General features: G+C 28.5%; 23 protein-coding genes. 18 read left to right on the plus strand and 5 right to left on the minus strand.

Annotated elements, in window-relative coordinates:
• Positions 1-6: 6 nt before the first annotated feature.
• The 4 genes from efp (at position 7) to topA (ending at position 4508) form a co-directional block, all read left to right on the plus strand.
• A complete protein-coding gene (gene efp, locus QN326_RS02150) occupies positions 7-576 on the plus strand; it encodes an elongation factor P (protein ID WP_034172026.1) in 570 nt (189 codons plus the stop codon).
• Between the two features lie 216 nt (positions 577-792).
• Positions 793-1557 (plus strand): hypothetical protein, encoded by a 765-nt coding sequence (locus QN326_RS02155; RefSeq protein WP_342386777.1) that lies wholly within the window; start codon positions 793-795, stop codon positions 1555-1557.
• 29 nt (positions 1558-1586) lie between these two features.
• Entirely contained in the window at positions 1587-2474 is an 888-nt protein-coding gene (ylqF, locus tag QN326_RS02160; RefSeq protein WP_042068218.1) for a ribosome biogenesis GTPase YlqF, read from the plus strand.
• 90 nt (positions 2475-2564) lie between these two features.
• Positions 2565-4508 (plus strand): type I DNA topoisomerase, encoded by a 1944-nt coding sequence (gene topA, locus QN326_RS02165; RefSeq protein ID WP_011160653.1) that lies wholly within the window; start codon positions 2565-2567, stop codon positions 4506-4508.
• A gap of 108 nt (positions 4509-4616) precedes the next feature.
• Here topA and QN326_RS02170 read toward each other — a convergent pair whose 3' ends face one another.
• A complete protein-coding gene (locus QN326_RS02170) occupies positions 4617-6212 on the minus strand; it encodes a multidrug transporter (protein ID WP_342386352.1) in 1596 nt (531 codons plus the stop codon).
• Positions 6213-7259: 1047 nt separating this feature from the next.
• Here QN326_RS02170 and QN326_RS02175 point away from each other — a divergent pair.
• From QN326_RS02175 to pyk, 7 genes are all read left to right on the plus strand, one after another.
• Positions 7260-8258, plus strand: a complete 999-nt coding sequence (locus QN326_RS02175; protein ID WP_342386353.1) for an ATP-dependent 6-phosphofructokinase — start codon at positions 7260-7262, stop codon at positions 8256-8258.
• Positions 8259-8381: 123 nt separating this feature from the next.
• Complete coding sequence (locus QN326_RS02180) at positions 8382-9887, plus strand: MATE family efflux transporter (RefSeq protein WP_342386354.1); 1506 nt, start codon at positions 8382-8384, stop codon at positions 9885-9887.
• A gap of 122 nt (positions 9888-10009) precedes the next feature.
• Positions 10010-11290 carry a glucose-6-phosphate isomerase gene (locus QN326_RS02185; RefSeq protein WP_342386355.1) on the plus strand — a complete coding sequence of 427 codons (1281 nt, stop codon included), beginning with the start codon at positions 10010-10012 and terminating at the stop codon, positions 11288-11290.
• A gap of 168 nt (positions 11291-11458) precedes the next feature.
• A complete protein-coding gene (gene eno / locus QN326_RS02190) occupies positions 11459-12751 on the plus strand; it encodes a phosphopyruvate hydratase (protein ID WP_034172190.1) in 1293 nt (430 codons plus the stop codon).
• A gap of 120 nt (positions 12752-12871) precedes the next feature.
• Complete coding sequence (gpmI, locus tag QN326_RS02195; protein ID WP_342386356.1) at positions 12872-14410, plus strand: 2,3-bisphosphoglycerate-independent phosphoglycerate mutase; 1539 nt, start codon at positions 12872-12874, stop codon at positions 14408-14410.
• Positions 14411-14612: 202 nt separating this feature from the next.
• Positions 14613-15980, plus strand: coding sequence for a 2-hydroxycarboxylate transporter family protein (locus QN326_RS02200; protein ID WP_342386357.1), 1368 nt, complete (start codon positions 14613-14615; stop codon positions 15978-15980).
• A gap of 68 nt (positions 15981-16048) precedes the next feature.
• Positions 16049-17389 (plus strand): pyruvate kinase, encoded by a 1341-nt coding sequence (gene pyk / locus QN326_RS02205; RefSeq protein WP_011160661.1) that lies wholly within the window; start codon positions 16049-16051, stop codon positions 17387-17389.
• 127 nt (positions 17390-17516) lie between these two features.
• On the opposite strand, the gene QN326_RS02210 is transcribed toward pyk, so the two are convergent.
• Complete coding sequence (locus QN326_RS02210) at positions 17517-18731, minus strand: hypothetical protein (protein ID WP_342386358.1); 1215 nt, start codon at positions 18729-18731, stop codon at positions 17517-17519.
• A gap of 92 nt (positions 18732-18823) precedes the next feature.
• Complete coding sequence (locus tag QN326_RS02215) at positions 18824-19768, minus strand: hypothetical protein (RefSeq protein ID WP_342386359.1); 945 nt, start codon at positions 19766-19768, stop codon at positions 18824-18826.
• Positions 19769-20389: 621 nt separating this feature from the next.
• Here QN326_RS02215 and pepV point away from each other — a divergent pair.
• The 7 genes from pepV (at position 20390) to QN326_RS02250 (ending at position 25484) form a co-directional block, all read left to right on the plus strand.
• On the plus strand, positions 20390-21766 hold the full coding sequence (gene pepV / locus QN326_RS02220; RefSeq protein ID WP_034172418.1) for a dipeptidase PepV: 1377 nt from the start codon (positions 20390-20392) through the stop codon (positions 21764-21766).
• Positions 21767-21799: 33 nt separating this feature from the next.
• On the plus strand, positions 21800-22261 hold the full coding sequence (locus tag QN326_RS02225) for a hypothetical protein (protein WP_342386360.1): 462 nt from the start codon (positions 21800-21802) through the stop codon (positions 22259-22261).
• Positions 22262-22310: 49 nt separating this feature from the next.
• Entirely contained in the window at positions 22311-22751 is a 441-nt protein-coding gene (locus QN326_RS02230; protein WP_342386361.1) for a hypothetical protein, read from the plus strand.
• A 47-nt stretch (positions 22752-22798) separates the two neighbouring features.
• Positions 22799-23665: a thymidylate synthase gene (locus QN326_RS02235; protein ID WP_034172298.1), complete on the plus strand. Its 867-nt coding sequence runs from the start codon at positions 22799-22801 to the stop codon at positions 23663-23665.
• On the plus strand, positions 23662-24153 hold the full coding sequence (locus QN326_RS02240) for a dihydrofolate reductase (protein ID WP_011160668.1): 492 nt from the start codon (positions 23662-23664) through the stop codon (positions 24151-24153). Before QN326_RS02235 ends, QN326_RS02240 begins: the two co-directional genes overlap by 4 nt.
• On the plus strand, positions 24147-24956 hold the full coding sequence (locus QN326_RS02245) for a lysophospholipid acyltransferase family protein (RefSeq protein WP_342386362.1): 810 nt from the start codon (positions 24147-24149) through the stop codon (positions 24954-24956). The genes QN326_RS02240 and QN326_RS02245 overlap by 7 nt, the downstream gene beginning before the upstream one ends.
• 99 nt (positions 24957-25055) lie before the next feature.
• The gene (locus tag QN326_RS02250) at positions 25056-25484 is read left to right on the plus strand and encodes an OsmC family protein (protein ID WP_034172296.1); all 429 of its coding nucleotides are present in this window, start codon (positions 25056-25058) and stop codon (positions 25482-25484) included.
• Between the two features lie 88 nt (positions 25485-25572).
• Here QN326_RS02250 and QN326_RS02255 read toward each other — a convergent pair whose 3' ends face one another.
• Both QN326_RS02255 and QN326_RS02260 read right to left on the minus strand, forming a co-directional pair.
• Positions 25573-25920 carry a super-infection exclusion protein B gene (locus QN326_RS02255; RefSeq protein WP_011160671.1) on the minus strand — a complete coding sequence of 116 codons (348 nt, stop codon included), beginning with the start codon at positions 25918-25920 and terminating at the stop codon, positions 25573-25575.
• A 4-nt stretch (positions 25921-25924) separates the two neighbouring features.
• Positions 25925-26140, minus strand: a complete 216-nt coding sequence (locus tag QN326_RS02260) for a YneF family protein (protein ID WP_011160672.1) — start codon at positions 26138-26140, stop codon at positions 25925-25927.
• Positions 26141-26157 lie beyond the last annotated feature (17 nt).

The raw sequence follows: 26157 nt of genomic DNA on the forward strand, positions 1-26157 counted from the left end.
AGAAATATGATTAATACAAACGATTTTAAAACTGGACAAACCATTAAATTCAACAACCAAATTTATCAAATCCTAGAATTTTTACATGTCAAACCTGGTAAAGGTGCTGCATTTGTAAGAACCAAATTAAGAAACCTAAGAACAGGTAGTGTCATTGACTACACTTTTAACGCTGGTATCAAAGTGCAGCCTGCCTTAATTACTAAAATTAAGATGCAATTTCTTTATGCTTTGGAAGATAATTATATTTTTATGAATACTCAAAATTACGAACAATTAGAAATTAACAAACATCAATTAAAAGATTTTCTTAAATATCTTTATGAAGGGCTTTTAGTAGATATTATTTTTTATGAAAATGATGAAATTGTAGGTATCAGTTTACCTGACAAAATCTCTATTAAAGTAGCTTACACCGAACCTGGAGCCAAAGGAGATACCAAAACTAATTCTTTAAAAGATGCCGCTTTAGAAACAGGTTTAGTAATTAAAGTTCCTCTTTTTATCAATATTGGAGAAAAAATTATTATCAATACTGAAACAGGACTTTATTTATCAAGAGACAACAATAAATAAAACACCTTATTTTTGCAGTTTTAAACTGCTTTTTTGTTTTATCCACCACATTTAAGCCCTTTTCTTATATATTTTTATAAATTGTGTTTGTTAATTTCTTTGTTTATTATATAATTATAGGTAGTTCATGTCATCTACATTTTGCCTTTATATAGTGTTTTGCGATTTGAATCCGTTTATAAAAATTATAAAAAATAAAAAAAGGATGATGATATTGTGTCTTTTTGGGAAAAATTTTTCAACATAACAAAACAATTTGCTTTTTTTAATACTTTCTTTATGGGTATTCTTTCTGGTGTTATTTTAAGCTCTTTTATTTATTGTCTTCTTTCTTTGTGTAGTGTGAAAAAAACTTTAGCAGCTCATAGACTAGAAAAAACAGATGTTAGTCAACAAGAAATAATTAAATTAATTGAAGCTAAGAAAAAAGATTTCAAAGAAAAAATGAAAAAAGATAAAGGCAATTTTGGGAATTTTTTGATAACTTCTATCCAAGAATTAATTTTAGAAATCTCAATCCAATTTTATCCCAGCTCCAAATATCCCTATCTGGAACTTACCATTGATGAAAGTCTTATTTTGATGTTTTACATAAATCAAAGAGTTGACAAAGTATTTCAAAACAAAATTTTGAGAATGTTTCGCAAAATGACTTTAAAAAGAATCTTTGTAATTAGAGAAATGGTTGTTAAAAAAAACATGATTCAAAAGTATCAAAAAGTTGCCAAAGTAACTAATAATTTTAATAATATCAGAAATTTTTTCAATCCTTTTCATTGGTTTAAAAAAATAATTTTTGACAAACCCTTAGAACTTATTTATCATCAAATAGGAGTTTCTTTGATTGCAATTACAGGCGAAGAAGTTTATAAAATTTATAGTAAAAAGATTTTTGAAACTGAAGAAGACCTCGAAAAAGATCTACAAAAAGTTTTAGATACTATCTCTAAAGTAAGTGCAGATCAAAGCGAAAAAGAGTAATTTACTTAACAAAAGAAATAGGTTTAACAATGAAAACATTTAATTGGTTTCCTGGTCATATGAAAAAAACTTTTGACCAAATTAAAAATAATTTATCTTTGGTTGATATTGTTTTAGTAATTTTGGATGCAAGAATTCCTCTTTCAAGCCTCAATTCTCAAATTTTTTCTTTAATTAACCAACGCCAAAAACCCCTCCTTATTTTGCTAAATAAATTTTCTTTAACTGATCCTTGTAAAATCAATAATTTTATCGCTAATTATCACAAAAAACAAATTCCTGTTTTAACAATTGATGCTATCAAATCCCCTAAACTTCAAGAAATATATCAAAAAGCTTTAACAACAATCAAAGCCAAAAATCCCCTTTTTAAATCTAGAAGAATAGCAACCCAAACTCCCAACATTAAAGCTATGATTGTAGGAACTCCCAATGTTGGCAAATCAACTTTAATTAACAGTTTTGCCCAAAAAAAAGTTTTAAAAACAGCTAATTTAGCAGGCACTACCAAACGCATTCAATGGATTGACATTGCTAAACCCAATATCCAGTTTTTGGATACTCCAGGAGTTTTGTGGCACAATTTTTCTGATCCTCGCATAAGTTTGGCATTAGCACTTGCAGGCTGCTTTAAAGATTCCATTTTACCTTTAGAAAAATTAGGCATTCACGCACTTTGCTATCTTATAAAACATTATGGTACCAATTTGCAAAAACGCTTCAATTTAGACCAAAATGATTTATCTAACCCTAATTTAGTTGATATTATCGGACAAAAAAGAAATATTTATACTAAAAATCAAAAAGTTGATCAATCTAGAGTTTATCAAATGTTATTGCAAGAAATAAGGCAAGGTAACTTAGGGAAATTAAATTTTGACTTAGATGTTTTATCTCTCTTTGAAAAACTTTTCTAAAACCCAACCAACCACCAAACCAAAAAATAGAAACGCAAAACAATTAATTACCCAAACTAACCATATCTTTTAATTGAGGGAGCCCAAAAAATGAAATCAAAAGTTATTATAGTAGAATCTCCTGCTAAAACCAAAACTTTAAGCCGTTTTTTAAATGACGAATTTTTAATTTTATCTTCCAAAGGTCATATTAGAGATTTGTCGCTAAAAGGCAAAGACAGAATGGGAATTGACATCGAAAAAGGATTTATTCCTAAATACAGCATTATCAAAGAAAAAGACAATATCGTAGAAACTCTTATCCAAAAAACTAAAGGCAAAGAAGTGCTATTAGCAACCGATCCTGATCGCGAAGGAGAAGCAATTGCTTGGCATTTATCACAAATTCTTAATTTAGACCCCCAAAAAACTAATAGAATTGTTTTTCGAGAAATTACCAAAGAAGCAGTCTTAAAAGCTTTGCAACAACCTCGCAAAATCGATGAACTATTAGTGTTTTCACAAGAAACTCGCAGAATGCTAGACCGTATTATTGGGTTTAAACTGTCGCGTTTGGTAAGGAGACTCAAATCACAATCAGCAGGAAGAGTGCAATCAGTTGCCCTTAAATTAATTGTTGATTTAGAAGAAAAAATAAAAGCTTTTGTCCCTGAAGAATACTATATTATTACTGCTTTTTTTAAAGATTTTCAAGCAGAATACCAAAATCCTTACAAAGGCAAAACCAAAGCCAAAGAAGCTTTTAAAATTGTCCAACAAATCACAGATAAACCCTTTTTAGTTAAAGAATTAAAACAAAAAGAAGCCAAACAATCACCCAAACCACCCTTTATTACATCTACCCTGCAACAAGAAGCCATCAACAGCCTAAATATAACTTCTAATCAAGTTATGAGAGTTGCTCAAAAACTTTATGAAGGAGTTGATATTTTAGGTGAATCTATAGGGTTAATTACTTATATGAGAACAGATTCGCAAAGACTTGCAGACAGCTTTGTTAAAGATGCTCAAAAATTAATTAAAACACAATATGGCAAAGAATATTTAGGTACTTACAAAACCAATAAAAAAGCTCAGTCGCAAGACGCTCACGAAGCTATAAGACCCACTGATTTATCCAAAACGCCTGAAAGCCTAGCCCCTCATCTTGATAAATACGAAAATAAACTCTATAAACTTATTTATCAAAGAACTTTGGCTTCTTTAATGACACCTGCCATATTTCAAAAAACCCAAGTTTTTTTTGAAGTTGCAAACCATCTTTTTTTAACTGAAGGTTTGATAAAAACTTTTGATGGCTATCAAAAAATTTTGCAAGATGGCACCAAAGACAAAATTATTCCTTCCTTTAAATTAAATGAAACTTATTTGCCTCAAGAAATCCAAAATTTACAAAAATTTACTAATCCTCCAGCACGCTTTTCTGAATCCACTTTGATTAAAACTTTAGAAAAACTAAATATTGGAAGGCCTTCTACTTACTCTCAAATCATTTTTACCCTCAAAAAAAGAATTTATGTTGATTTAGTAGAAAAACGTTTTGTTCCTACCGAACAAGGAATTTTGACTGCTAAAAACTTAGAATTGTTTTTCAAACAAATTATTGATGTTAAATATACTGCCAAAATGGAAGAAAATTTAGATAAAATCTCTTCAGGATTAGTTAATAATAAAGAATTATTGCAAGAATTTTATGATGCTTTCAAACAACTTTATCAAATAGCCGATCAAAAATTAGAAAAACCAAAAGATATCGAAACCGATCAAAAATGTAATTTATGCAATGCCCCTTTACTCATCAAAAAAGGACGCTATGGTATTTTTTTAGGTTGTAGTCGCTTTCCTGAATGTAAAAATATTGTTTCTTTAAAAGAAAAATCAAGTTCTGTAGAAACAAATCCTTCTATGCAAACCGATCAAAAATGTAATTTATGCAACGCTCCTTTACTCATCAAAAAAGGACGCTATGGTAATTTTTTAGGTTGCAGTCGCTTTCCTGAATGTAAAAATATTGTTAAAATTAAAAAAACTTAAGTTTTTTCAATGAAAAACATAAAAAATTTATTTCATATTTACAATATTTTCAAGTCATTTATATAACAAAAAAGACTATCGATTGATAGTCTTTTTTAATTTATGAATTTATTTAAAACTTTTTGGTTGCTTTTCCTTTTTTAATTTATATACAAAACGAACACATACAAAAACCATAAACATTAACATAATGAAATTAGCACTGAAATTGGCAAATCCATATGCATTATTTATTTTAATGCTTGTTTTTTCTTCATTTCCAAACCAAACATTTCTAAAGAAATAAAGGGCAGGTATTCTGAAAAGAAAAACACGACCAAAACTTAACAACAAATCATATTTAGGTTGTTTAGCTGCAATTAAGAAAGTAGAAAAAACTTCTAATTGATTAGTTAATAGACAAGTTGTTAAAAGAGCACCCAACAAAAAGGACTTAAATTCTGGGTTTTTTGCATGAAACATATCTAATGTCATTTGGTCTTTTTTTTCTTTGCCTAAATTTTTAAAAAATAAGCATAAATCATCACCAAAACCAAGCCCACAATATTCTTTAGGAGCACAAATTAAATAAGTAACTGCAAATACTAAAAAACAACAAAATGAGACAAGCATTAAAGTTTTAATTGCTCTTTTGTTATTTTTGTTCCCTAAGTTTTCAGAAACAATCATTAATTGTCCTTCTTTTAACGAAAACGATATTTGAGCAAATAAAGTAATAATGCTATCAGCAACTCCAATTGCACCTAAGCCGCCCAAACCTTTAAATTCGAAAGGAGTTCCAGCTAAAAATGGTTTATCAAATGTGCTATCTACCATAAATAAGGTAAACATTCTTCCGCCTTCATAAATAAATTTGCCTATTGTTAAAGTAATACTTAATTTCAAAATAGTTTTAAGTAATTTTTTGTCTTGGAAAAAAGTTTTAAAAGAAAAATCGCCTAAACTTAAAAATAAAGGATTTTTTTTGTTAAAAAGAGTGAAAAAAGCAACTATTGTAATAAATAAATAAGCAAGACATGAAGCTGTTTGCAACCCTAAAACATTGGGACACAACGCTTCTAAACCAATGACTTTGATGCCAAAACATAAAGTACTTAATCCAATTTTTAAACCCATCATAATACAGTTTAGAACCAAAATTTTTTTAAGTTTTCCCAAAATTCTTTCAATTCCTAAAAAGAAAACATTAATAGCAGCTAAAATAGTGCCCAACATTTGTAATCTAAAAGCGTTAATGCAAAGATTTTTTTCCTCAGTTGTTATTGCCTTTGGTACTCCGTTAATTACTTTTTCCTTTAAAAAAAGACTACAAATAGGGCTGGAAAAACCAACCATAACACAAGCTACAACCAAACTTACTATGAATAACAAAACAAAAACGCTAGATGCTATTTTACGAGCTTTTAAAGATTTGACATTTTTATTTTTACCCACTTCGCGCGAAATTAATGCAACTCCTGTAATTCCTAAACAAACTCCTACTGCTTCTACAATGCTTTGAGCGGATTTGGAAAATTGAATGTAGCTTTGGGTTGCTCCTTCTAGACCAGCTCCAAAAAAAGTATCAACACTACCGAAACAAGCTTTAAAAACATTAAAAACAATAATAGGCAAAGAAATAATCCATAAAGCTTTTAATAAGTTTCCCTCCAAAACAAGCCTACTTATTTTATCTTTTTTATTAATTACTTTGTTTTTCGTCATTTATTTAAAAAACCTTCCTTTTGATTTGAAATTAATTGAAATAAATTGATAAATTATTATATTTATTTTTATTGCATTTGTTGTGCAAAAAAGTATAAATTTAAAAAACAAATGGCAGTTATTTTTTGCAGTTTTAAAAGTGTTTGTTTGTATCTTTTTTGTCAAGGTAAAAATTAATTATTTTTCAAACAAACATTTTTGCCTTTATTTTAAGGATTTGTAATTAAGGATTTTTAAAGGTTTTCAAAAAAAGATTTTAGGTTTAATTGGTTAAAGTTTTTGTTTTCTTTTAGCAATCATTTGATGAAAAAACATAACAAAAAAATGCTTATTAAATCTAAAATAACTGCAAATTGTTTTCTTAACTACTCTTTAAGTATAACATATAAAAAAATAAGTGTTAATATTTTTGCTACTCCCAAAGATAAAAAACAACTAAAAAAAGGAAATCCAAATCCAAAAAGCTAATAAAATTATTACAAAAAAACAACTTCATTATTTTTTTGAAAACTTATTTTTCAATTGTTTTATTTATTTTAGCCAATAAATATTTGTTGCAATATTTTGTTTTATTTTGCGAAAAAGCCCAAATATCACAAAATTTTTACAAAAAGAACAAAAATAATACGTTTTAATTGCAATATTTGATTAAATCGTATACAATTTAAATGTAGCTGTTAATAAATCAAAAAATTCTAAGACTAGCATAAAAAGTTTTTTCATAAAAATTTTCATAAAAAAAGATTAGTTAGTTTTTGAAATACCTAAAAATTTACTTAAAATAATAATTTATAATTTGGATAAAGACACAAAAAAGACAGTTAAAACAAAAACCAAACTAATCATATTATATTTTATTATTTTTTTTAAACGCTTTGGAACTTTTTCAAGTACACTATTTTTTTACTTATTAACATTTAACAACTATTTATTTCATTTATTTTAATTTTGACTCGCGCACTCGGATTTATTAAAAAACATTCATCAAACTAATCATTTAACAATATTTACAATATTTCAAAAATATAAAGGAGACTTAATTTTAAAATGAAAAATGAAAACCAAAAAGCAAAAACAACAACAAAAGAAAACAAAAAAATTGCTGTGTTAACTTCAGGCGGCGATGCTCCTGGAATGAATGCAGCTATTCGTGCTTTAGTTTTTGAAAGCGCTAAACAAGGATTTGAAGTTTTCGGCGTAAAAGATGGTTATTTAGGACTTTTTAATAACCAAATCGAAATCTTAAATCCTCAAACATTTCCTCGTGTTCTTAATGTGTCTGGTACTTTTTTGGGAACTTCTCGTTTTTTAGATTTTCAAAATAATTTAGATGTTCGCAAGCAATGCGCCCAAAATTTAAAAACTTTAGGAATTGATAAATTAGTTGTAATTGGTGGTGATGGTTCTTATAAAGGAGCATCCAAATTGCACGAACTTGGCATCAAATGCGTAGGACTGCCAGCCACCATTGACAATGATATTTGTGCCACTGATTTTACTATTGGATTTAGCACTGCTCTCAATAATATTGTAGATGCCATTGAAAAATTGCGCGATACTTCTGTTTCTCACAACCGATGCAGTATTATTGAAGTGATGGGACGCCACAAAGGGGATTTGGCTTTATTTGGTGGACTTGCTGCAGGAGCAGACGTTATTGTTACTCGCGAAAATCTTTTATCCCAAAAAACTATTTGCCAAAAAATTAAATCTTTGCGCCAAACAAACCAAAGACATGCTATTGTAGTTGTCACTGAACATATTTTTGATGTTGCAAGTTTAGCCAAAGAGGTAGAAAATTACAGTGGTTTCGAAACTAGAGCCCAAGTTTTAGGACACATTCAAAGAGGTGGTAAACCAACTGCAGAAGATCTAGTCCTTGCTTTTAGAATGGGAAGTTATGCCGTTTCTTTATTGCAACAAAACATTTTTAATTGTGCTGTTGGCACTTGCGGACTTAATTTGCATTACACTACTTTTGGTGATCTTTTTGAAAAAACTTATGAAAAAAATGAATTATTTAATGTAGTAGCTAAATTGTTGTAAAATGATTGTAGAATAAAATATTGTATTTATCAAAATTAATTTTTGTACTTCCAAATCCCAAACCCCAAATAAATTACAATTGATTTTGATATAAATACTAAAAAAATAAAACGGAGTATATTTATGTCTATTGAAAAAAATCATTTGCCACACCCTTCCAAACCTGCCAACCAAACCCCTAAATCATTTAAAAGACCTATTTGGATCAATTTAATTATTCTTACTTTTCCCATTGCTATTTATTTGTTATTTCAACAATTATCCGTATCCATTGATTTTTATATTATTGGGAACCAACCCAATTCCAGCACCAATTTAGATAAAACCATCTCTTATATGGCACAAATTAAAAAAATTTTGCAAAGTGTTTCTACAGCTTTAGGTGGAGCAAGTGTTATTTTAGTAGCTAGAGAATACAAAAAAAAGAATTTTACTAAAGCCAAACAATACGCTACCCTAGCTTTTTTATTGGCAATTATTTCTTCTTTATTCTTTTTAGTGGTTTTGGGTTTAGGTGTCCTTTTACCAGCTCCATTTGGAGATATATTTTTAAATAAAAGTTATCATAGCCAAAATGGACTTACATATTATTATCTTATTTTAATTACTTTTGTAGCTATTACTATGAATGCAGTTTTTATTGGATTAGAACGCGCCAAGGAAAAAACTAGATTTGTCTTAATCCTTAATATTTGTCTTATTATTACAAGAATTAGTATTTCTTTTGCTTTTAAAGCAATCAAACAAAATCAAGTTAATTTAATTGATTTAGCCCTAGCTGATTTAATTGCTAATTTATTGCTTACTTTGGTAACTTTTTATTGTATGTTTAGTTCTAAAAATATTTTTAAGTTGCAATTTAAAAACCTAGTCTTTTCTAAACGCACAGTAAAAACTATCCTGAAATTAGCAGTAACATTAATTATTGCCAAATCTACTTATGAAATTGGTAAACTCATTATTCTTGCTATGATAGACAGTTATTTTACCAAAGATCAAGAAAACTTAGTAGATATTTTTGGATTTGTTATGGCAGTTAATGGTATTTTTTATGCTATTTCTAATTCTTTTGAAGATAGTCAATCTGCTATGGTATCTCAAAGTGTTACTTTTCAAAGCAATAGCAAAACTTTTAAAATCTTTAAAAATGTTGTTGTAATTACTCTTATTATAGGAATTATTGGAGTATTTATAAATCAATTTTGTGGTGAACAATTATTGCGTGCCTTAAAACCTGAAAAAGTTTTTACCACACAAAAAATAACATCCTTTAAAGAAATCCTTAATTGGGAACAAACTTCTTTGTTTTTTTCTGTATGGACTACTTTAATGATGGGTTATGTCGCATCTTATAAGAAAAATGCTAATCTTATTTTTGTAATTAATCTTTTAAGAGTTGTTTTAAGAATAACTATTTTATGGTTTTTGCATGACATTTTGCCCCAATTAAAAGATGTTTCAATTCCTGATGCTACTCAATGTGGTTTAAGTACTTTTGGAAGCAATATTATTGTCTTTTTGACAACTACTTATTTATTTGTATCTTTTTTGCGTCAAAACAAAACCAACCAAACCCCGCGTTTTAAGAAAAATAAAAATAATGCTTTGCAAACCAAAATTATTAAATAAAAATTAATACAATACTGAAAAACATTTAAAAATATTTAAACATTTAATAAATGAGAATAAAATATTTAATAAATTATAACAAAGCACCAAATAATAAATAATAAAAGGAGTAAAATTACACAATGTTGAAATTAAACCTTGAAGGGATTTATAATTTTTTAGATTGGCACAATTATGCCCAAACTTTTGCCCCTCAAATCAAAGTCATACACCAAAAATTACATCAAGACCAACAACTAAAAGAAAAATATTTGGGTTGGTTAGAACTACCCTTACATTTTGATTTCCAAGAACTTGAAAAAATGAAACAACTAAAAAATTCCCACCCCAATTTAGATGTTTTAGTAGTAATTGGCATTGGAGGCTCTTATTTGGGAGCCAAAGCAGGAATTGAATTTTTGCAAACGCCCTTTAAAAAAACTAAGCCAGAAATTCTTTTTGCAGGTCATCAAGCATCAGGCAATCACTTAACTAATTTGCTCCATTATCTTAAAGACAAAAATTGGGCAATTAATGTTATTTCAAAATCAGGTATCACTTTGGAACCAGCCCTTGCTTTTAGAATCTTGAAAAAAGAAATAGAAGAAAAATACGGCAAACAACTTGCCAAAAATCGTATTTTTGTAACCACTGACAGCCAAAAAGGCGTTTTGTTAAATTTAGCCCTTAAAGAAGGTTATCAAACATTTGTTATTCCTGATTCTGTGGGTGGAAGATTTAGTGTTTTTACAAGCGTAGGCATCCTTCCTTTTGTTTTTGCTAATTTAGATGTTGTCTCAATGATGAAAGGCGCTTTGCAAGCTTATCACGACACTTTTCAAGAAGACCTTTTTCAAAATCAAGCCTATCAGTACGCTTTAGCAAGGTATTTGCTTCACACCCAACAAAACAAAAAAATGGAACTATTGGTAAGTTACGAACCGCATCTCCTTTCTTTTTCGGAATGGTGGAAACAATTATTTGCTGAATCTGAGGGCAAAGAAGAAAAAGGGCTTTTTGTAGGAGCCACCAACAATTCTACTGATCTACATTCCTTAGGGCAATTTATCCAAGAAGGCACCAAAATGCTTTTTGAAACAGTTTTAAATGTTACATCAATAAAAGATGATTGCGTTGTTCCTCACATTCCAAACGAACTTGATAATCTTAATTATGTAGCTGGAAAAACTTATTCACAAATTAATCAAAAAATTCTTCAAGCCACTAAACAAGCCCACATTGAAGGCAAAGTTCCTAATTTAGAAATTGTCATTCCTACTTTGGATGCATATCATTTTGGATATTTAGCGTATTTTTTCCAAAAAGCTTGTGCAATGTCAGGTTCGTTGTTAGGAATTAACCCTTTTAATCAACCCGGAGTAGAAATATACAAACAAAAAATGTTTGCTTTATTAAAGTCATAATTGCAATTATTACAAAAATATTCATTTATTACACATTAAAATACATTTTTTAGCAAAAAACCATTATAATATTTATGGTTAGTAAATTTAACTATTTGTCCCAAAAACAAAAGTTATTTTATTTTTCATTTTATAATTAAAAGCCAATTTAAAAAAGGAGTATTAATTATGCCATATATTGAAAGTATTTTAGCGCGCGAAGTGCTAGATTCCAGAGGAAATCCTACAGTAGAAGTAGAAGTTTATACAGAATCAGGAGCGTTTGGAAGAGCTATTGTTCCTTCAGGAGCTTCTACCGGACAATACGAAGCAGTTGAATTAAGGGATGGGGATGCCAAAAGATTTTTAGGTAAAGGCGTTTTGCAAGCTGTTAAAAATGTTACTGAAGTTATTCAACCAGAATTAGAAGGTTATTCTGTCTTAGAACAAACTTTAATTGATAAATTATTAATTAAACTTGACGGAACTCCTAACAAATCTAATTTAGGAGCTAACGCTATTTTAGGTGTTTCTTTGGCTTGTGCTAAAGCTGCAGCTAACTACTTAAATCTTGAGTTTTATCAATATGTAGGAGGCGTTTTACCTAAACAAATGCCAGTTCCTATGATGAATGTTATCAACGGTGGAGCTCATGCTTCTAACAGTGTTGATTTTCAAGAGTTTATGATTTTACCAACTGGACCAACATCTTTTAAAGAAGCTTTACGTTATGGGGCTGAAGTTTTTCACCATTTAGGAAAAATCTTAAAACAAAAAGGACTTCCAACTACAGTAGGAGACGAAGGCGGATATGCACCTGACCTTAATTCTAACGAAGAAGCCTTACAAATCATTTTGGAAGCTATCAAAAGTGCAGGATACGAGCCAGGAAAAGACATTTTTTTAGGAATGGACGTTGCAGCTTCCGAGTTTTATGACAAAAAACTTCAAAAATACGTTCTTGCATCTGAAAATAACAAAGCTTTTAGTAGCCAAGAATTAGTTCATTATTACGAAACTTTAGTTTCTAAATATCCAATTATTTCAATCGAAGACGGACTTGATGAAAATGATTGGGATGGATGGAAATACTTAACCCAAAAATTAGGTAACCAAATCCAATTAGTAGGGGATGACCTATTTGTTACTAACACCCAAAAATTAGCTCAAGGAATTGAAAACAAAATAGGAAACTCTATTTTAATTAAATTAAATCAAATAGGAACTCTAACAGAAACCCTAGAAACAATTGAAATGGCAAAAAAAGCTTCTTACACCGCTGTTATTTCTCACCGTAGTGGCGAAACCGAAGACACAACTATTGCTGATTTAGCTGTTGCTACTAATGCGGGTCAAATTAAAACTGGTTCTTGTTCACGTACTGATCGTATGGCAAAATACAATCAATTATTAAGAATTGAAGACCAATTAGTAGAAGCTCCTTTTTTAGGATTAAAAACTTTTTATAATTTGAAAAAATAAATCCCAATTAAACACAAAACAAAAGTGATTTAATAATACAAACAATACAAAAACAAAATAACATTATTATTGACAAGACCATCGTTTAAGATGTTCTTTTGAGGTAAGGAGTTTGGGAATATGACTAAAAAATTTGTAGGATTAATTATTTTAGATGGCTTAGGCTTAACCGACCAAAAAGAAAATAACGCTTTTCATTTGGCAAAGACTCCCTATCTAGATTATCTTTTAAAAAACTTTCCCAATACCACTCTTAAAGCCTCAGGTGAAGAAGTGGGTCTTCCCCAAGGTCAAATGGGAAATAGTGAAGTAGGACACCTTAATTTAGGAGCAGGAAGAGTTGTTTATCAATCGCTTACTCAAATTAATAAAGCTATTCGTGATAAATCTTTTTTCACCAACAAACAATTTCTTCAAGCCATCGAACATGTTAAAAAAAACAACAGTAAAATGCATCTTTTAGGACTTATCTCTGATGGAGGAATTCATTCTCATTTAGATCATTTTAAAGCTTTATTTGATTTATTAAAAGAAAACAATTTAGCAAACAACACCTTTTTACACGCTTTTACTGATGGAAGAGACACAAGTCCTCATTCAGGTATTAACTACATTAAAGACCTTCTTGATTATGGCTTTAATATTGCTTCTGTTGTTGGTAGATATTATGCTCTTGACCGTGATAACAATTGGAACCGCATTAATTTAGTCTATAATATGCTTACATCCAAACAAGCTCCTGTTATTGACTTGCCATTAGAAAACACTATACAAAATTTTTATAATCAAGGCATTACAGATGAATTTATCACTCCTTTTATTACCAATCCAAATGGTTTAATTAATGATAATGATGCAGTTATTTTTGTTAATTTTCGTCCTGACCGTGCCATGCGTCTTGCAACTGCTCTATCTAATCCTTGTGCTACTAATGCTTTTTGTTCTGAGGGTAAAACCAATTTTTGCGGTACTAAATTATTAAATAATCTTTTTTTAGTAACAATGACTAAATACAGCGCTCAAGTTAAAAGTGTAGTTGCTTTTGAAAAAATAACTCTAAAAAATATTTATGGTGAAGTAATTGCCAATTTAGGAATGCACCAACTAAGAATTGCAGAAACTGAAAAATATCCTCATGTAACTTTTTTCTTTGATGGTGGCAAGGAACTGCAATTAAAAAATGCAGATAGAATCTTAATTCCTTCTCCCAAAGTAAAAACTTATGATCTTAAACCCGAAATGAGTGCTTTAGAAATTACCACCCATGCTAAAACTGCTATTTTATCTGGTAAATACGATACTTTAATTCTTAATTTTGCAAATCCTGATATGGTAGGACATACTGGTTTTTTAGATGCTACCATTAAAGCGATTCAAACAGTAGACAGCTGTCTTAAAGAAGTTTTAAATGCCATTTTTGCAGTTAAAGGCAAAGCCTGTATTGTAGCAGATCATGGAAATGCCGAACAAATGACAGATAACCAAGGAAATCCACACACAGCTCATACCACTAATTTAGTTCCTTTCATCGTTACAGATAAAAATGTTGTCTTAAAACCGGGGTCTTTATGTGATGTTGCACCCACAATGCTAGATTTATTAGAAATTAAAAAACCTCAAGAAATGAAAGGAAATAGTTTAATTAAAAAACTAGTTTAATCATTAACTTTATTATTTAAGAATACCATAATTAATTATTTAAGTGATTTTGATTACTTATTTAGCTAATAATTTTGAAAATAAAAAATCACAAAAAACAATTTATTAACCATTTATTTATAACTTTATTATTTATATTACATCATATTTATGAATTTATTAGTTATTTTATTTTTTTTGTGTAGAATCGGAGTAAATTATAATGAAAAAAGACAAACAAATAAAGATTTTTGGGTTTCACCCTTTAATGTTTCTTTTTTTTGTAGCTGTTTGTGCTTTACATCTTTTTGCAGTTAAAGAATGGGGAATAAAAAAATTATATCACCCTCTTTTAACCCCTTTATTTATTATTTTTGTCTTAGGATATGGTCTTAATTTTATTGGTGATAGTGTCCCTTATTTAAATAAAATAGGATTAGGATTTTTGCTTTGTATTTTTGTTCCTTCTTATTTAGTTTATAAAGGATGGATACCGCAAGATTTAGCAAACAAATGTAATGAAAATTTTTTCAGTACAAAAACACCAAATAATCATTTAGGATCTGATTTTGCTAACTTTTTTATAACTTGTGTTATTGCTGGAAGTATTTTAAGTGTTGATAGAAATTTATTAAAAAGATCGCTTTCTAAGTTTCTTCCTTTAACATTAATTGTTTGTTTAGTAGCTATTTTAAGTGTTGGTTTTGTAGGATTCTTATTTAATTATCAAAAACCAGAAGGGTTTAGCACTCAAGGTTCCTTTTTAGACTCTATTTTTTATGTAGCTGTTCCGTTAACAAATGGAGGAACTAATTTAGGTATTAATGGTTTTGCAAATGGTATTTATAAAGATGCTTTTCCTCAATTAGATCAAAAAACTATTAGAACAGCAATTATAGTGCCTTTAATTATGGCTAGATGTTTAAGTATTTTATTTGCTGGCTTAATGTATGTTATTTTTGATAAAACTAAATTTAGTGGTAAAGGAAAATTAGAATACAAAAACAATAAACTTACACCCAAACCAACAGAGAAAAAAACTCCTTTAGAATATAAAAATATTGGTATGGGTTTAACGATGATTTTTGTATTATTTAGTTTAAGTGGTCTTTTAAATAAATTATTATGGGGTTATTTAGAATCGTTAGTTTATTTTATTCTTTTCTTAATTTTGATTAGAGTTTTTAATTTATTATCACAAGAAAATCAAAGTCATATTTCTCAAGCAGGACAAGTAATATCTAAAAATTTCACTACTCCTATTTTAGCAGGTTTGGGAATGACAGTTAAATGGCAACAATTAATGGGAGGAATAAAACAAATACCTGTTTTAACTATGGTTTTAACTGCTTTATTGGTAGTTGTTTTAGTATCCTTTGTTCTTGCTAAAGCTTTGGGTTTTTATCCTTTTGAAACATCTCTTACAGCTGGTTTAGGTGCTTTAAGTGTAGGAGGAACTGGACATTTAGGAATAATGTCAATAAGTAAAAGAGACAATTTATTACCTTTTATTATGATTGCTACTAGAATTATTGGACCTATTATCTATACTTTGGCTTATTTCTTATTTAAATTTTTTTATATGTCATAATGTCATAATTTAACTAATTTTGACAATCATTTTTATATTTTAAAAAACAAAAAAGGATATAGTTATTCATGAACAAAACTAAAATAATTTGTACCTTAGGACCTGCTTCTTATGATAAAAACATTTTACAAGCCTTAATTCAAACAGGTTTGAATGTAGCAAGATTTAATTTTTCTCACGCTCAATACGAACAAACTAAACTTTTAATGAAAACCATTAAAACTATTAGCGATAAATTAGACAAAAACACAGGACTTATGTTAGATACTAAAGGACCTGAAATTAGAACTCACGAATTTGATGGTGTAGTAACAATTCAAAAAGATTCTGAAGTAAAAATATCTATGACAGAAGTTTTAGGTAATGCTAAACTTTTTTCAGTTAGTTATTCTAATTTATACAATGAATTAAAAGTTGGCGATATGGTTAATATTGATGATGGATACTTATCTTTGGAAGTTGTAGGCAAAGACGAAGCCAAACAACAATTAGTTACTAAAGCCAAAAATACTCACTCCATCAAATCTCGTAGAGGTGTAAATGTTCCTAAAGTTAATTTAGAAATGGATTTTATTTCTCCTAAAGATTATCAAGATATTGTTTTTGCTGCCCAACAAGATTTTGATTATATTGCTGCTTCATTTGTTAGAAGAGCTCAAGATGTCAAAGATATTAGAAAAATTTTACAAGAACAAGGAAATTCCAACATCCAAATTATTTCTAAAATAGAAAATCAAGAAGGTGTTGATAATTTAGAAGAAATCATTCAAGAATCAGACGGTATTATGGTTGCAAGAGGTGATTTAGGAATAGAAGTTGATGGTGAATTAGTACCACTTTACCAAACACGTATGATTACTAAATGTTTAGAATACGGCAAACCAGTTGTAGTAGCTACTCAAATGTTAGAATCTATGCAAAGAAATCCGCGTCCAACCAAAGCTGAAACTTCTGATGTCTTTAATGCAGTTAGAGAAGGCACCACCTTTACTATGCTATCGGGCGAAAGTGCTTCAGGTGAATATCCTGTAGAAGCTGTAACTTATATGAAAAAAATTAATTATCAAGCTGAAAAAGTAGTTAATTATCAAGCTTTATCACAAGTATACCAACCTAAAAACTCCAAAGAAAACCTTTTATTAAGTGCTGTGGAATTGGCTTTACGCACCGATGTTAAAGCAATTGTTGTCTATGACTTAAAAGATGCTTATAATGTTTCTAAATTTCATCCATCCGTTCCTGTTTTGGCTTTAGTTAAAACTGAACAAGAAGCTCGTCGTTTAGTACTAAATTTTGGGGTTTGTCCTTTTGTTTCTGAAACCAAATTACAAACTAAATTGGAAGAACTTACCCAAAATCAAAGTAGTAATTGTCTTGTTGTTAAAGATGGGATGCTTTATTTTAAATAATAACATTAAATAACAACGAACCAAACATACATCAAAAAAACATTCAAATTATAATTTAGGTAGTTATTACCTCATATTTTATATTAAAAAAACAGTAGATTGCAAATTCAATCTACTGTTTATTTTTTTAAATTTTGTAATAAAGTGTTTTTGATTGTCCTGTGTGTTTAGAATATACATTAATTTTTCTAAGACTTTTGATATGAGTATTTGATAATAAACCTTCTATTTTGTAGTTATAAAAAGGAAATTTTAACTCTAAATCTAGTCCATCAAGTGAACAAGGCACTTCAATTTTACATTTAACAGGAAAAGTGGCAATAATTTCATTGGTGTTAATATTTTTTAAAGCAATGTGTTTGACATTCAAATAAGAAGGTCCACCTAAAAAAGATCCTTTTTCATAAATAAGGTCAGTGCAAAAGTTGTTTTGAATAAAGTTTTTGTCATTAAAAGGACTTTCATCTTGCCAAAGAATATACATATTTTGAGCACCATTACCTAAAGTTTTTAATGCCTCCAAAGAATAACAATTATTAGCTTTATCTCTTGTGCCTCCATCAAAATAAACTAATAAAAGGTTTTTGGGTGGTGGTTCTTTGATGCGTGAATCAAAAAAAACTGTGGATTGGATAATTTGAGAATTATACAAACCATAAGAAAAGTTAATTTGATAATGTTGATTAGAAAAGTTTTTTCGTAACCATTCTAACGCCATATCTTTATCGCTTTTTTTCCCTAAATATACATTATAAATGTTCATTCCTTGGATTTGAGATTCCAATTGAGGTTTAATTTGATCACTAAATTGATTATCTAGTTCTTTGGGTTTGTTTTTTTCATTTTCCAAAAGTAAGATTTGTTCTTTTAAATCAATAATTTTTTGGTTTTGGTAAACTAGTTTTTTTTGCATCACTTTTCTTTTATTTTTGGCTTTTTGTAAATGAGGATTTTTTTTGATAGTTTGTGTGTTGTTGTTTTGGTTAGGTTTGGGAGTTGCTTTTGGTCTGTATTTGGGTGTTTCTTTTATTTCTTCATTTTCTTCAATTTCTGTTATTTGTGGATACAATGTTTTTTTTCCTTTTTGATTGGGATTATCTAAATTGTTTTCTTTTGATTCTGGAGCTTGTTCTTCGATTTTTTCATTTTGGTTTTTTGGTAAATCTTGTAAATCATTATAATTAAAATTTTTAGAGGATAAAGAAGTATTTTTAGTAGAATTTTGTGAAGCTTCTAAAGCAAAAAAGTTATTTTGCCATCCTAACCAACCAAATATTATTAAAAGTATAGAAAAGATTATTATTACAATAATTATGTTTTTTTTAAAAGATGGTATTTTCACTTATCTTTTTTTCCAACATTTCTATTTTATTTTTTATAAATTTATAAATATAAAATAAAAAAGAGGCTATAAACCTCTTTGATATTTTTTAATTATGATTGAGTATTTCTTTTTTTAAAAATAACAAAAAGCAAACTTAAAAAAGTGATGGAAATTAATATAATGCAAGCAATAACAATATAAAATCCATAATTTGTATTTTCGTTATTATCTGTTTTTTCGCTTGTTATTTTAGGAGATAATATTGTTTGTGAGTTGTTTTGCAACTCTTCTTTATTGGACATAGAAGTTGTTAATGTTTCAGATAAAGTATTGCCATCATTTAATAAAAGTTCGACTGCTTCTTGAACTTTTTGCATAACTAAGTCTTTAGTTGAATCTGGGTTTCCTACTTCTTCTGCAATTACATTTTCAATTGTTTCATCTAATTGACTTTGTTTTATGGGTGAGTCAAATGGAATATTATATTTTTTTTTAACTTCCGCAATAAACTCTTCTTTATTTATTTTTTTAATTTGATAAGTTAATTTAGCTTTTCCTTTATATTTAGGAGATTTATCCAATGCTTCAATGGTTATATAACCTTTTGAGCGATCTTTTTTAGGAAAATAAATATCTTCTTTTGTAATTACTAAACCATTATTTTTACTTTCAATGGCATTTAATAAATCCTCATTAGAAATCAATGCTTCACTGTGAATTTTATTTAATTCTATATCCCCTAAAGCTTTATTTTGAATTAAAACATTTAGGTCTTCTTTGACATTAAAAATAACTTCTACTTGACCTTTAATTTTTTTAGAATTTTCTTTTGCTTTGACAGTTGCTTTGTTATTGTTTATCAAAACAACTTCTAAATCGTCTCCAATAGAAAGACCACTTATATTTTTTTGATTTTTTACAATTTTTTCAATGATTTTTTTGTCATTTGGTGCACTTTCAAAAGATCCTATATTTTTTTCAATAGTGCTGATATCTATTATTTCTGTTGGAGAAGCTTTTAAAGTGTAATTAAAACTTATTACAAATAAGATCAAAAGTAATAATGCACTTAAACAATAAATAAACCTTTGTTTTAAACAAGGTTTTTTTTGGTAAATATTTTTCAATGATTTTATTTTTGCTTTCTAATATCTTAATCTTTGCAAAATCCAAATGTACAAATTTGTAAAATGCAAAAAGTTTAAGATGAACTAAAGAATTTTAAACGAATTTATTACTAGCGGTTTTTTAAAATTTCTCGAATTCCTTTAAAATCCACTAATATTATAACTGAATCAAAACGAAAAAGAAACACTTTTTTTATTTTTTATAAAAAAAATATTTTTCTTCTTTTAAATGCTAAAATAATGTTAAAATTTAAGTATTAAGATGTAGATAAAGTATAAAAATAAATGTAGAATTAATATTTTGTTTTCCGCCTTTCCCTCTTATTTTTGCTCAAATATCTGCTTATTATATGGATTAATATTGATTATTATGACCGAAATTAAAAAATACCTTATCTACGCTTACATTTTATTTTGTGTTTGTGTTTTTGATTTTGCAAGTGTTTCCAACAAAATATACAAACAAAAAACAACACAATCAACAAACAAAAAAATTAAAATTAACAAAATTAACAAAAAAAATAAAAATAATAAAAAAGAGGTTAGAAAATGATTGATTTTAAAAAAGAGGTTTTAAAAAGAAAAGACGCCTTAATTGAGGCTTTGCAAACATTATTAAAAATTAACACTGAACTTACCACCTTTGATCCTAATAGAACAGGCGCTCCTTTTGGCGAAGGAAATCAACAAGCCCTTGATTTTATGCTTGATTTAGGCTCCCAAAGCGGCTTTAAAACCCTGAATTTAGAAGGATACGCTGGTCATATTGAATACGGCAACCAAAAAGAATGGGTTGGTATGATTGGTCATTTGGATGTAGTGCCAGCAGGAACTGGTTGGGACTATCCACCTTATGCGGCTTTAATTGTTGATGGCACGCTTTATGGCAGAGGAACCCAAGACGATAAAGGTCCTACAATGGCAGCTTTCTGGGCTTTGAAAATATTGCACGAACTAAATTTGCCGCTTTCCAAAAGAATTAAATTAATTTTGGGTGTCGATGAAGAAACTGGATTTCGTTGTATGAAACACTATTTTAAACAAATCCCTGAATTACCTGTATCTGGTTTTGTTCCTGACAGCCATTTTCCTGCTATTTATTGCGAAAAAGGAATTGGGGGTTTTACTTTTGAAGGCACAGTTTTAGATAATAGAATTGTAAGTATTCAAAGCGGGCAAGCCTCTAATGTTGTTCCTGATTTGGCACAAGCAGTTCTAAAATTTGATCCTAACTACTCAGATTTATTCCATAATTTTGTTAAAACCAACAGCATCAAAGCCACTTTAGAACCACAAGGCGATTTGTTAAAGCTTGAAGTTCACGGCGTTTCTGCGCATGGTTCGACTCCTGAAACAGGAAAAAATGCCCTTTATGATTTGATGAAAGTTCTTAAAGCATTGGGAATTACAAATACTTTGGTTGATTTTTTTGATCAATATTTGGTAGATAGTTTGGATGGAAAAAAATTAGGCATTAATCACTTTGATGAAGAAACTTATAATTTGGTTTGTTTTTCTGGAGTTTTAAAATTAGAAAATAATCAAGCTTTTTTCACTCTTAATTTAAGATATCCTAAAGGAATTACATTTGAAAAAATCCTTTTTCAATTGGAAAAAGCAGCCAAGAGCCAACATTTTTGCCTCAAAACTACCCTTCATCATCCCATTATGTATGTTGATCCTAAAAGTGAATTAATGCAAACATTATTAAAAGTTTATCAAAAACATACTAATGATTTAGTTTCCAAACCTATGTGTGTGGGTGGTGGTTCTTTTGCAAAATGCGCCCCTAATTTAGTACCTTTTGGACCTACTTTTGTCGATGAAGTTTCTTTAATTCATCAAAAAAATGAATCTATTTCAATTGATAAATTAATTACCTTAACTGCCATTTACACAGAAGCTTTATATGAATTAGCAAAATAAAATTAACAACCTATTTTTTTTAAAACCAGACATTTGGCATCCAACTTAATTTTGGGTGTGGATGAAGAAACTGGATTTCGTTGTATGAAACATTATTTTAGTAAATTGCCTGAAGTGCCTGTTTCTGTTTTTGTTCCTGATAGTCGTTTTCCTGCTGTTTACTGTGAAAAAGGTCTTTGTGATTTTTCTTTGCAAGGTGTGGTATTAGATGACAGAATTATAAGTATTAAAAGTGGTAAAGCAACAAATGTAGTTCCTGATTTGGTACAAGCAGTTCTAAAATTTGATCCCTCTTATAAAACTTTATTTAATAATTATTTGCCTAAAAACGATACTAAAGCCACTTTAGAACCGCAAGGAGATTTGTTAAAAATAACTGTTTATGGAAAATCAGTACACGGTTCGACTCCAGAAAGAGGCAAACACGCCCTTTATGATTTGATGAAAGTTCTCAAAGCGTTAGGCATTACTAATAATTTAGTAATTTTTTTTTAACGATTATTTAGTAGATAGCTTAGATGGTCATAAAATAGGAATTTTTCACTTGGATGAAAAAACCACAAATTTAACTTGTCAATCAGGTTTTTTGATATTAGAAAAACAACAAGCTTTTTTTACTCTTAATTTAAGATATCCTAAAGGAATTACATTTGAAAAAATCCTTTTTCAATTGGAAAAAGCAGCCAAAAAGAATCAATTTCTTTTAAAAACTGATTTTCATTATCATATTATGTATATCAATCCCAATAGCGAATTAATAACAACTTTAGTAAATATTTATCAAAAACATACTCATGATTTTTTAACTGCGCCTTTGTGTAGTGGTGGTAGAACTTATGCTAAATGTGCCCCTAATTTAGTTCCTTTCGGACCTGTTTTCCCCAATCAAAAGTCTTTAGCTCATCAAGTGGATGAATCTATTTCAATTGACCAATTAATTACCTTAACTGCCATTTACACAGAAGTTTTATATCTTTTGTCCTGATAAACATCAAACATTTATTCAATTAAAAAACAAGGAGTTATACAATTATGAATACTTATTTAGATTTATGTCGTTTTATTTTGCAAAAAGGCAGTTTTAGAAACGACCGCACTAATACAGGTACCAAAAGTGTTTTTGGCTACCAAATGCGCTTTAATCTTGAAGAAGGTTTTCCTTTGTTAACTACTAAAAAAATGAATCTTAGATCAATTATCCACGAACTTTTATGGTTTTTAAAAGGGGATACTAATATTTGTTATTTGGTACAAAACAATGTTAATATTTGGAATGAATGGCCTTATCAAAAATATCAACAATCAGCTTTTTTTCAAAATGAAACATTGAAAGAATTTGTAGAAAAAATCAAAAATGATCCTCTTTTTGCCATAAAGCACGGTAATTTAGGTCCTGTTTATGGTAAACAATGGCGCGATTTTAATGGCGTTGATCAAATCAAATTTTTAATTTCTGAAATCAAAACCAATCCCAATTCCAGACGTTTGATTCTTAATTCTTGGAATCCGCCCTTATTAAACCAAATGGCATTGCCACCTTGTCATGTCTTAATTCAATTCTACGTTCATCAAGGAAAACTCTCCTTGCAACTATATCAACGTAGTGGAGATGTTTTTTTGGGAATACCTTTTAATATCGCTTCTTATTCTTTATTACTTATGATGGTCGCACAAGTAACTAACTTACAACCTTACGAATTTATCCATACTTTAGGAGATGCCCACATTTATTCCAATCACCTTGCACAAGTTCAGACCCAAATTCAAAGAACTCCTAAAAAATTACCTCAAATGATTTTAAATCCTGACATCAAAAATATTGATGATTTTAAATTTAGTGATTTTACTTTGCAAAATTATCAATGTGATGGCATTTTGAAAGGCGATATTGCTGTATGATTAATTTAATTACTGCCTTTGACGGCAATTATTTGATTGGCAAAGACAACAAACTACCTTGGCATTATTCCCAAGATTTACAATATTTTAAAAAAATTACCCTTAATCAAAATGTTTTAATGGGGTATGAAACTTATAAATCCTTAAAAAATTATTTCAAAAATAAGCCCTTTAATTTTAAAAAAACTTATGTAGCATCTTTAAAACATGATTTGGAATTGCCTAATTGTACTGTTGTTTCTGATTTGCAATCCTTCATGGCAAGTGATGCTGCCCAAGATATTTTTATTATTGGTGGAGGAAAAATCTATCAACAAACCCTACCTTGGGTAACAACTTTATACATCACCCACATTTTACAAAGACATCAAGGAAATGTTTTTTTTCCCAAAATTGACTTATCACAATACCAATTAATCCAAAAAGAAATTCACCCACAATTAATTTTTGCCATTTATCAAAAGAAATTAGATACGCCCAAATGTTAACTTTTATTTTTGTTGTCGTTTGGCTAACATTTGTTTTTTTGCAAACTTCCAAAACTATGCTAGTTGATTTTTCTTTTTGCTACAAACTGCCAGTTAATTTAATTTTGGGCTTGTTGTTGGCTTTTTTAATAACGTTTATAATTTTGGTTTTTTGCCTCGTTTTAATGACTTTTTCCCCCCCTAATCATTATTTTAAAGGATTTGTTTCGCGTAGTTTGTCGCGTTTTGTCAACCGTTTTTTAAGAATTAAAGTAGTAGTTCAAAATCCTCATTTAATCCCTTCAAAAGAAAATGTTGTTATTTATGCCAATCACAAGTCATACACCGATCCTTTTGTTATTACAAGCGTTATTCCAAGAACTTTATCATTTGCTCCCAAACAAAATTTTAATTGTTTTTTTGGAACTGCATGGTTTTTAAAATTAGCTTTTTTATCTTTGGATTGTATGGTAATCTCAAGGGATGATATCAGAAAAACTGCCCAAAATTTAATAAAGGCAGTGCCTAAAGTTAAAAATGGTATGGCAATGGTAGTTTTTCCTGAGGGAGGCATTAAAGATAGAAATAACGAACAAGCAATGCCACTTTTAGGAGGGGCTTTTAAAATTGCTTGCAAAAGTAAATCTTCTATTTTGCCTTTAACTATCAAAGGAGCCAGTCAAATCAAAAATAATCGTTTTTGGCAAAAAAAAGTAGTAGAAATAATTATTCATCCTCCTTTAAAATACGATCATTATTGCAATACAAATATGCATCAAGTAGCTATTGATGTGCAAAATATTATCAACTCTAGTTTTAATTAAAATAATTATATTTTAACTTATTTTGATGTTATAATAAAATAGATGCTTAAAGAAATGCATAAAAAAGAAATATTTTTTAATAAAGAAAGGTTTTATAATATGATTATTTTTAAAACAACTGCTTATTTTAATCCCCATTTAGATGATTTATGTTTTTTTGAAGAAAAAGAAGGAATCACTAAAAAATTAGTTTCAGCTTTAGAACCAAGTAACAAACAATCAGGACCTGTTGATTTATTTTGTCTTTCTTGGGCAATTTGTTTTTATAAAACTTCTAAAAAGATTTTAGCAGAACAAGACTATACAAATAAAGATTTAAAAGTAAAAGTAACTTTAGAAATGCAAAAAGATGATAAAGGTTTTTATTTTAAACCTACTGCTATTTTAGGAATTCAAGATATGACGCTGGAACAAACTGAAATAATCGCAGATGCAACTCATAAAAGATGCCCTATTTCTCGTTTAATTAGTGCTGATGAAAATGTTTCTGTTAAAGTTTCAAATTACAATGAATTGATTACAGAATAAAATTTTTCATGATATAATAAAAAAACACCTTTTAAAGGTGTTTTTTTATTATATAACTTTGAAATTATAAATGTTTAAATGATCAAAATTATTCATGGTAAATTTTTTTTAAATCTTTATTTTTGTGAATAATTTTTTTTATTAAAGGGTTAAAAACATAATTATTATATTTAGCATCCGAAACTATTTCTTTTAAAAAAATGATATTCAATTGTAATAAATTTTTGGTAATGTTGGCATCTTTTGTCAAGGGAAAAGTTTTGTGAGGATTTTGCAAAAAACTTTTTAATATTTCTTGTTCTAAATTGCTACAAGACAATAAATAATTTATAATTTTGTTTTTAACATTTTTGCGATAAAAATAATTCATTATAAAAATAACTAAAAGACAAATAAAAACAATAAAAATAAATTTAAAAAAGATACTTTCAAACATTATTTTATTTGCCTTGTTTCATGCTGTTCATAATTTGACGAATTTGTTTTTCAGAAGGGGTACGACCCATTTGGCGAAACATTTCTTTGATTTGTTTTTCACTGATGGGAGGATTTTGTTGTAAATGTTTTTTAAACCAATGAAACATTAAAAAAGCTCCTAAAACCCCGCCTAATAAAAATCCTATAATTGGATTTACATATAACCAAATATTGTTCATTTTGAACTCCTTTTTTC

This window comes from Candidatus Phytoplasma asteris (genome assembly GCF_038505995.1).
Lineage (GTDB): Bacteria > Bacillota_I > Bacilli_A > Acholeplasmatales > Acholeplasmataceae > Phytoplasma > Phytoplasma asteris.

Coding starts and splice junctions, on each gene's coding strand:
- efp (WP_034172026.1), top strand. CDS start 7: ATGATTAATACAAACGATTTTAAAACTGGACAAACCATTAAATTCAAC.
- ylqF (WP_042068218.1), top strand. CDS start 1,587: ATGAAAACATTTAATTGGTTTCCTGGTCATATGAAAAAAACTTTTGAC.
- topA (WP_011160653.1), top strand. CDS start 2,565: ATGAAATCAAAAGTTATTATAGTAGAATCTCCTGCTAAAACCAAAACT.
- QN326_RS02170 (WP_342386352.1), bottom strand. CDS start 6,212: ATGACGAAAAACAAAGTAATTAATAAAAAAGATAAAATAAGTAGGCTT.
- QN326_RS02175 (WP_342386353.1), top strand. CDS start 7,260: ATGAAAAATGAAAACCAAAAAGCAAAAACAACAACAAAAGAAAACAAA.
- QN326_RS02180 (WP_342386354.1), top strand. CDS start 8,382: ATGTCTATTGAAAAAAATCATTTGCCACACCCTTCCAAACCTGCCAAC.
- QN326_RS02185 (WP_342386355.1), top strand. CDS start 10,010: ATGTTGAAATTAAACCTTGAAGGGATTTATAATTTTTTAGATTGGCAC.
- eno (WP_034172190.1), top strand. CDS start 11,459: ATGCCATATATTGAAAGTATTTTAGCGCGCGAAGTGCTAGATTCCAGA.
- gpmI (WP_342386356.1), top strand. CDS start 12,872: ATGACTAAAAAATTTGTAGGATTAATTATTTTAGATGGCTTAGGCTTA.
- QN326_RS02200 (WP_342386357.1), top strand. CDS start 14,613: ATGAAAAAAGACAAACAAATAAAGATTTTTGGGTTTCACCCTTTAATG.
- pyk (WP_011160661.1), top strand. CDS start 16,049: ATGAACAAAACTAAAATAATTTGTACCTTAGGACCTGCTTCTTATGAT.
- pepV (WP_034172418.1), top strand. CDS start 20,390: ATGATTGATTTTAAAAAAGAGGTTTTAAAAAGAAAAGACGCCTTAATT.
- QN326_RS02235 (WP_034172298.1), top strand. CDS start 22,799: ATGAATACTTATTTAGATTTATGTCGTTTTATTTTGCAAAAAGGCAGT.
- QN326_RS02240 (WP_011160668.1), top strand. CDS start 23,662: ATGATTAATTTAATTACTGCCTTTGACGGCAATTATTTGATTGGCAAA.
- QN326_RS02245 (WP_342386362.1), top strand. CDS start 24,147: ATGTTAACTTTTATTTTTGTTGTCGTTTGGCTAACATTTGTTTTTTTG.
- QN326_RS02250 (WP_034172296.1), top strand. CDS start 25,056: ATGATTATTTTTAAAACAACTGCTTATTTTAATCCCCATTTAGATGAT.
- QN326_RS02255 (WP_011160671.1), bottom strand. CDS start 25,920: ATGTTTGAAAGTATCTTTTTTAAATTTATTTTTATTGTTTTTATTTGT.
- QN326_RS02260 (WP_011160672.1), bottom strand. CDS start 26,140: ATGAACAATATTTGGTTATATGTAAATCCAATTATAGGATTTTTATTA.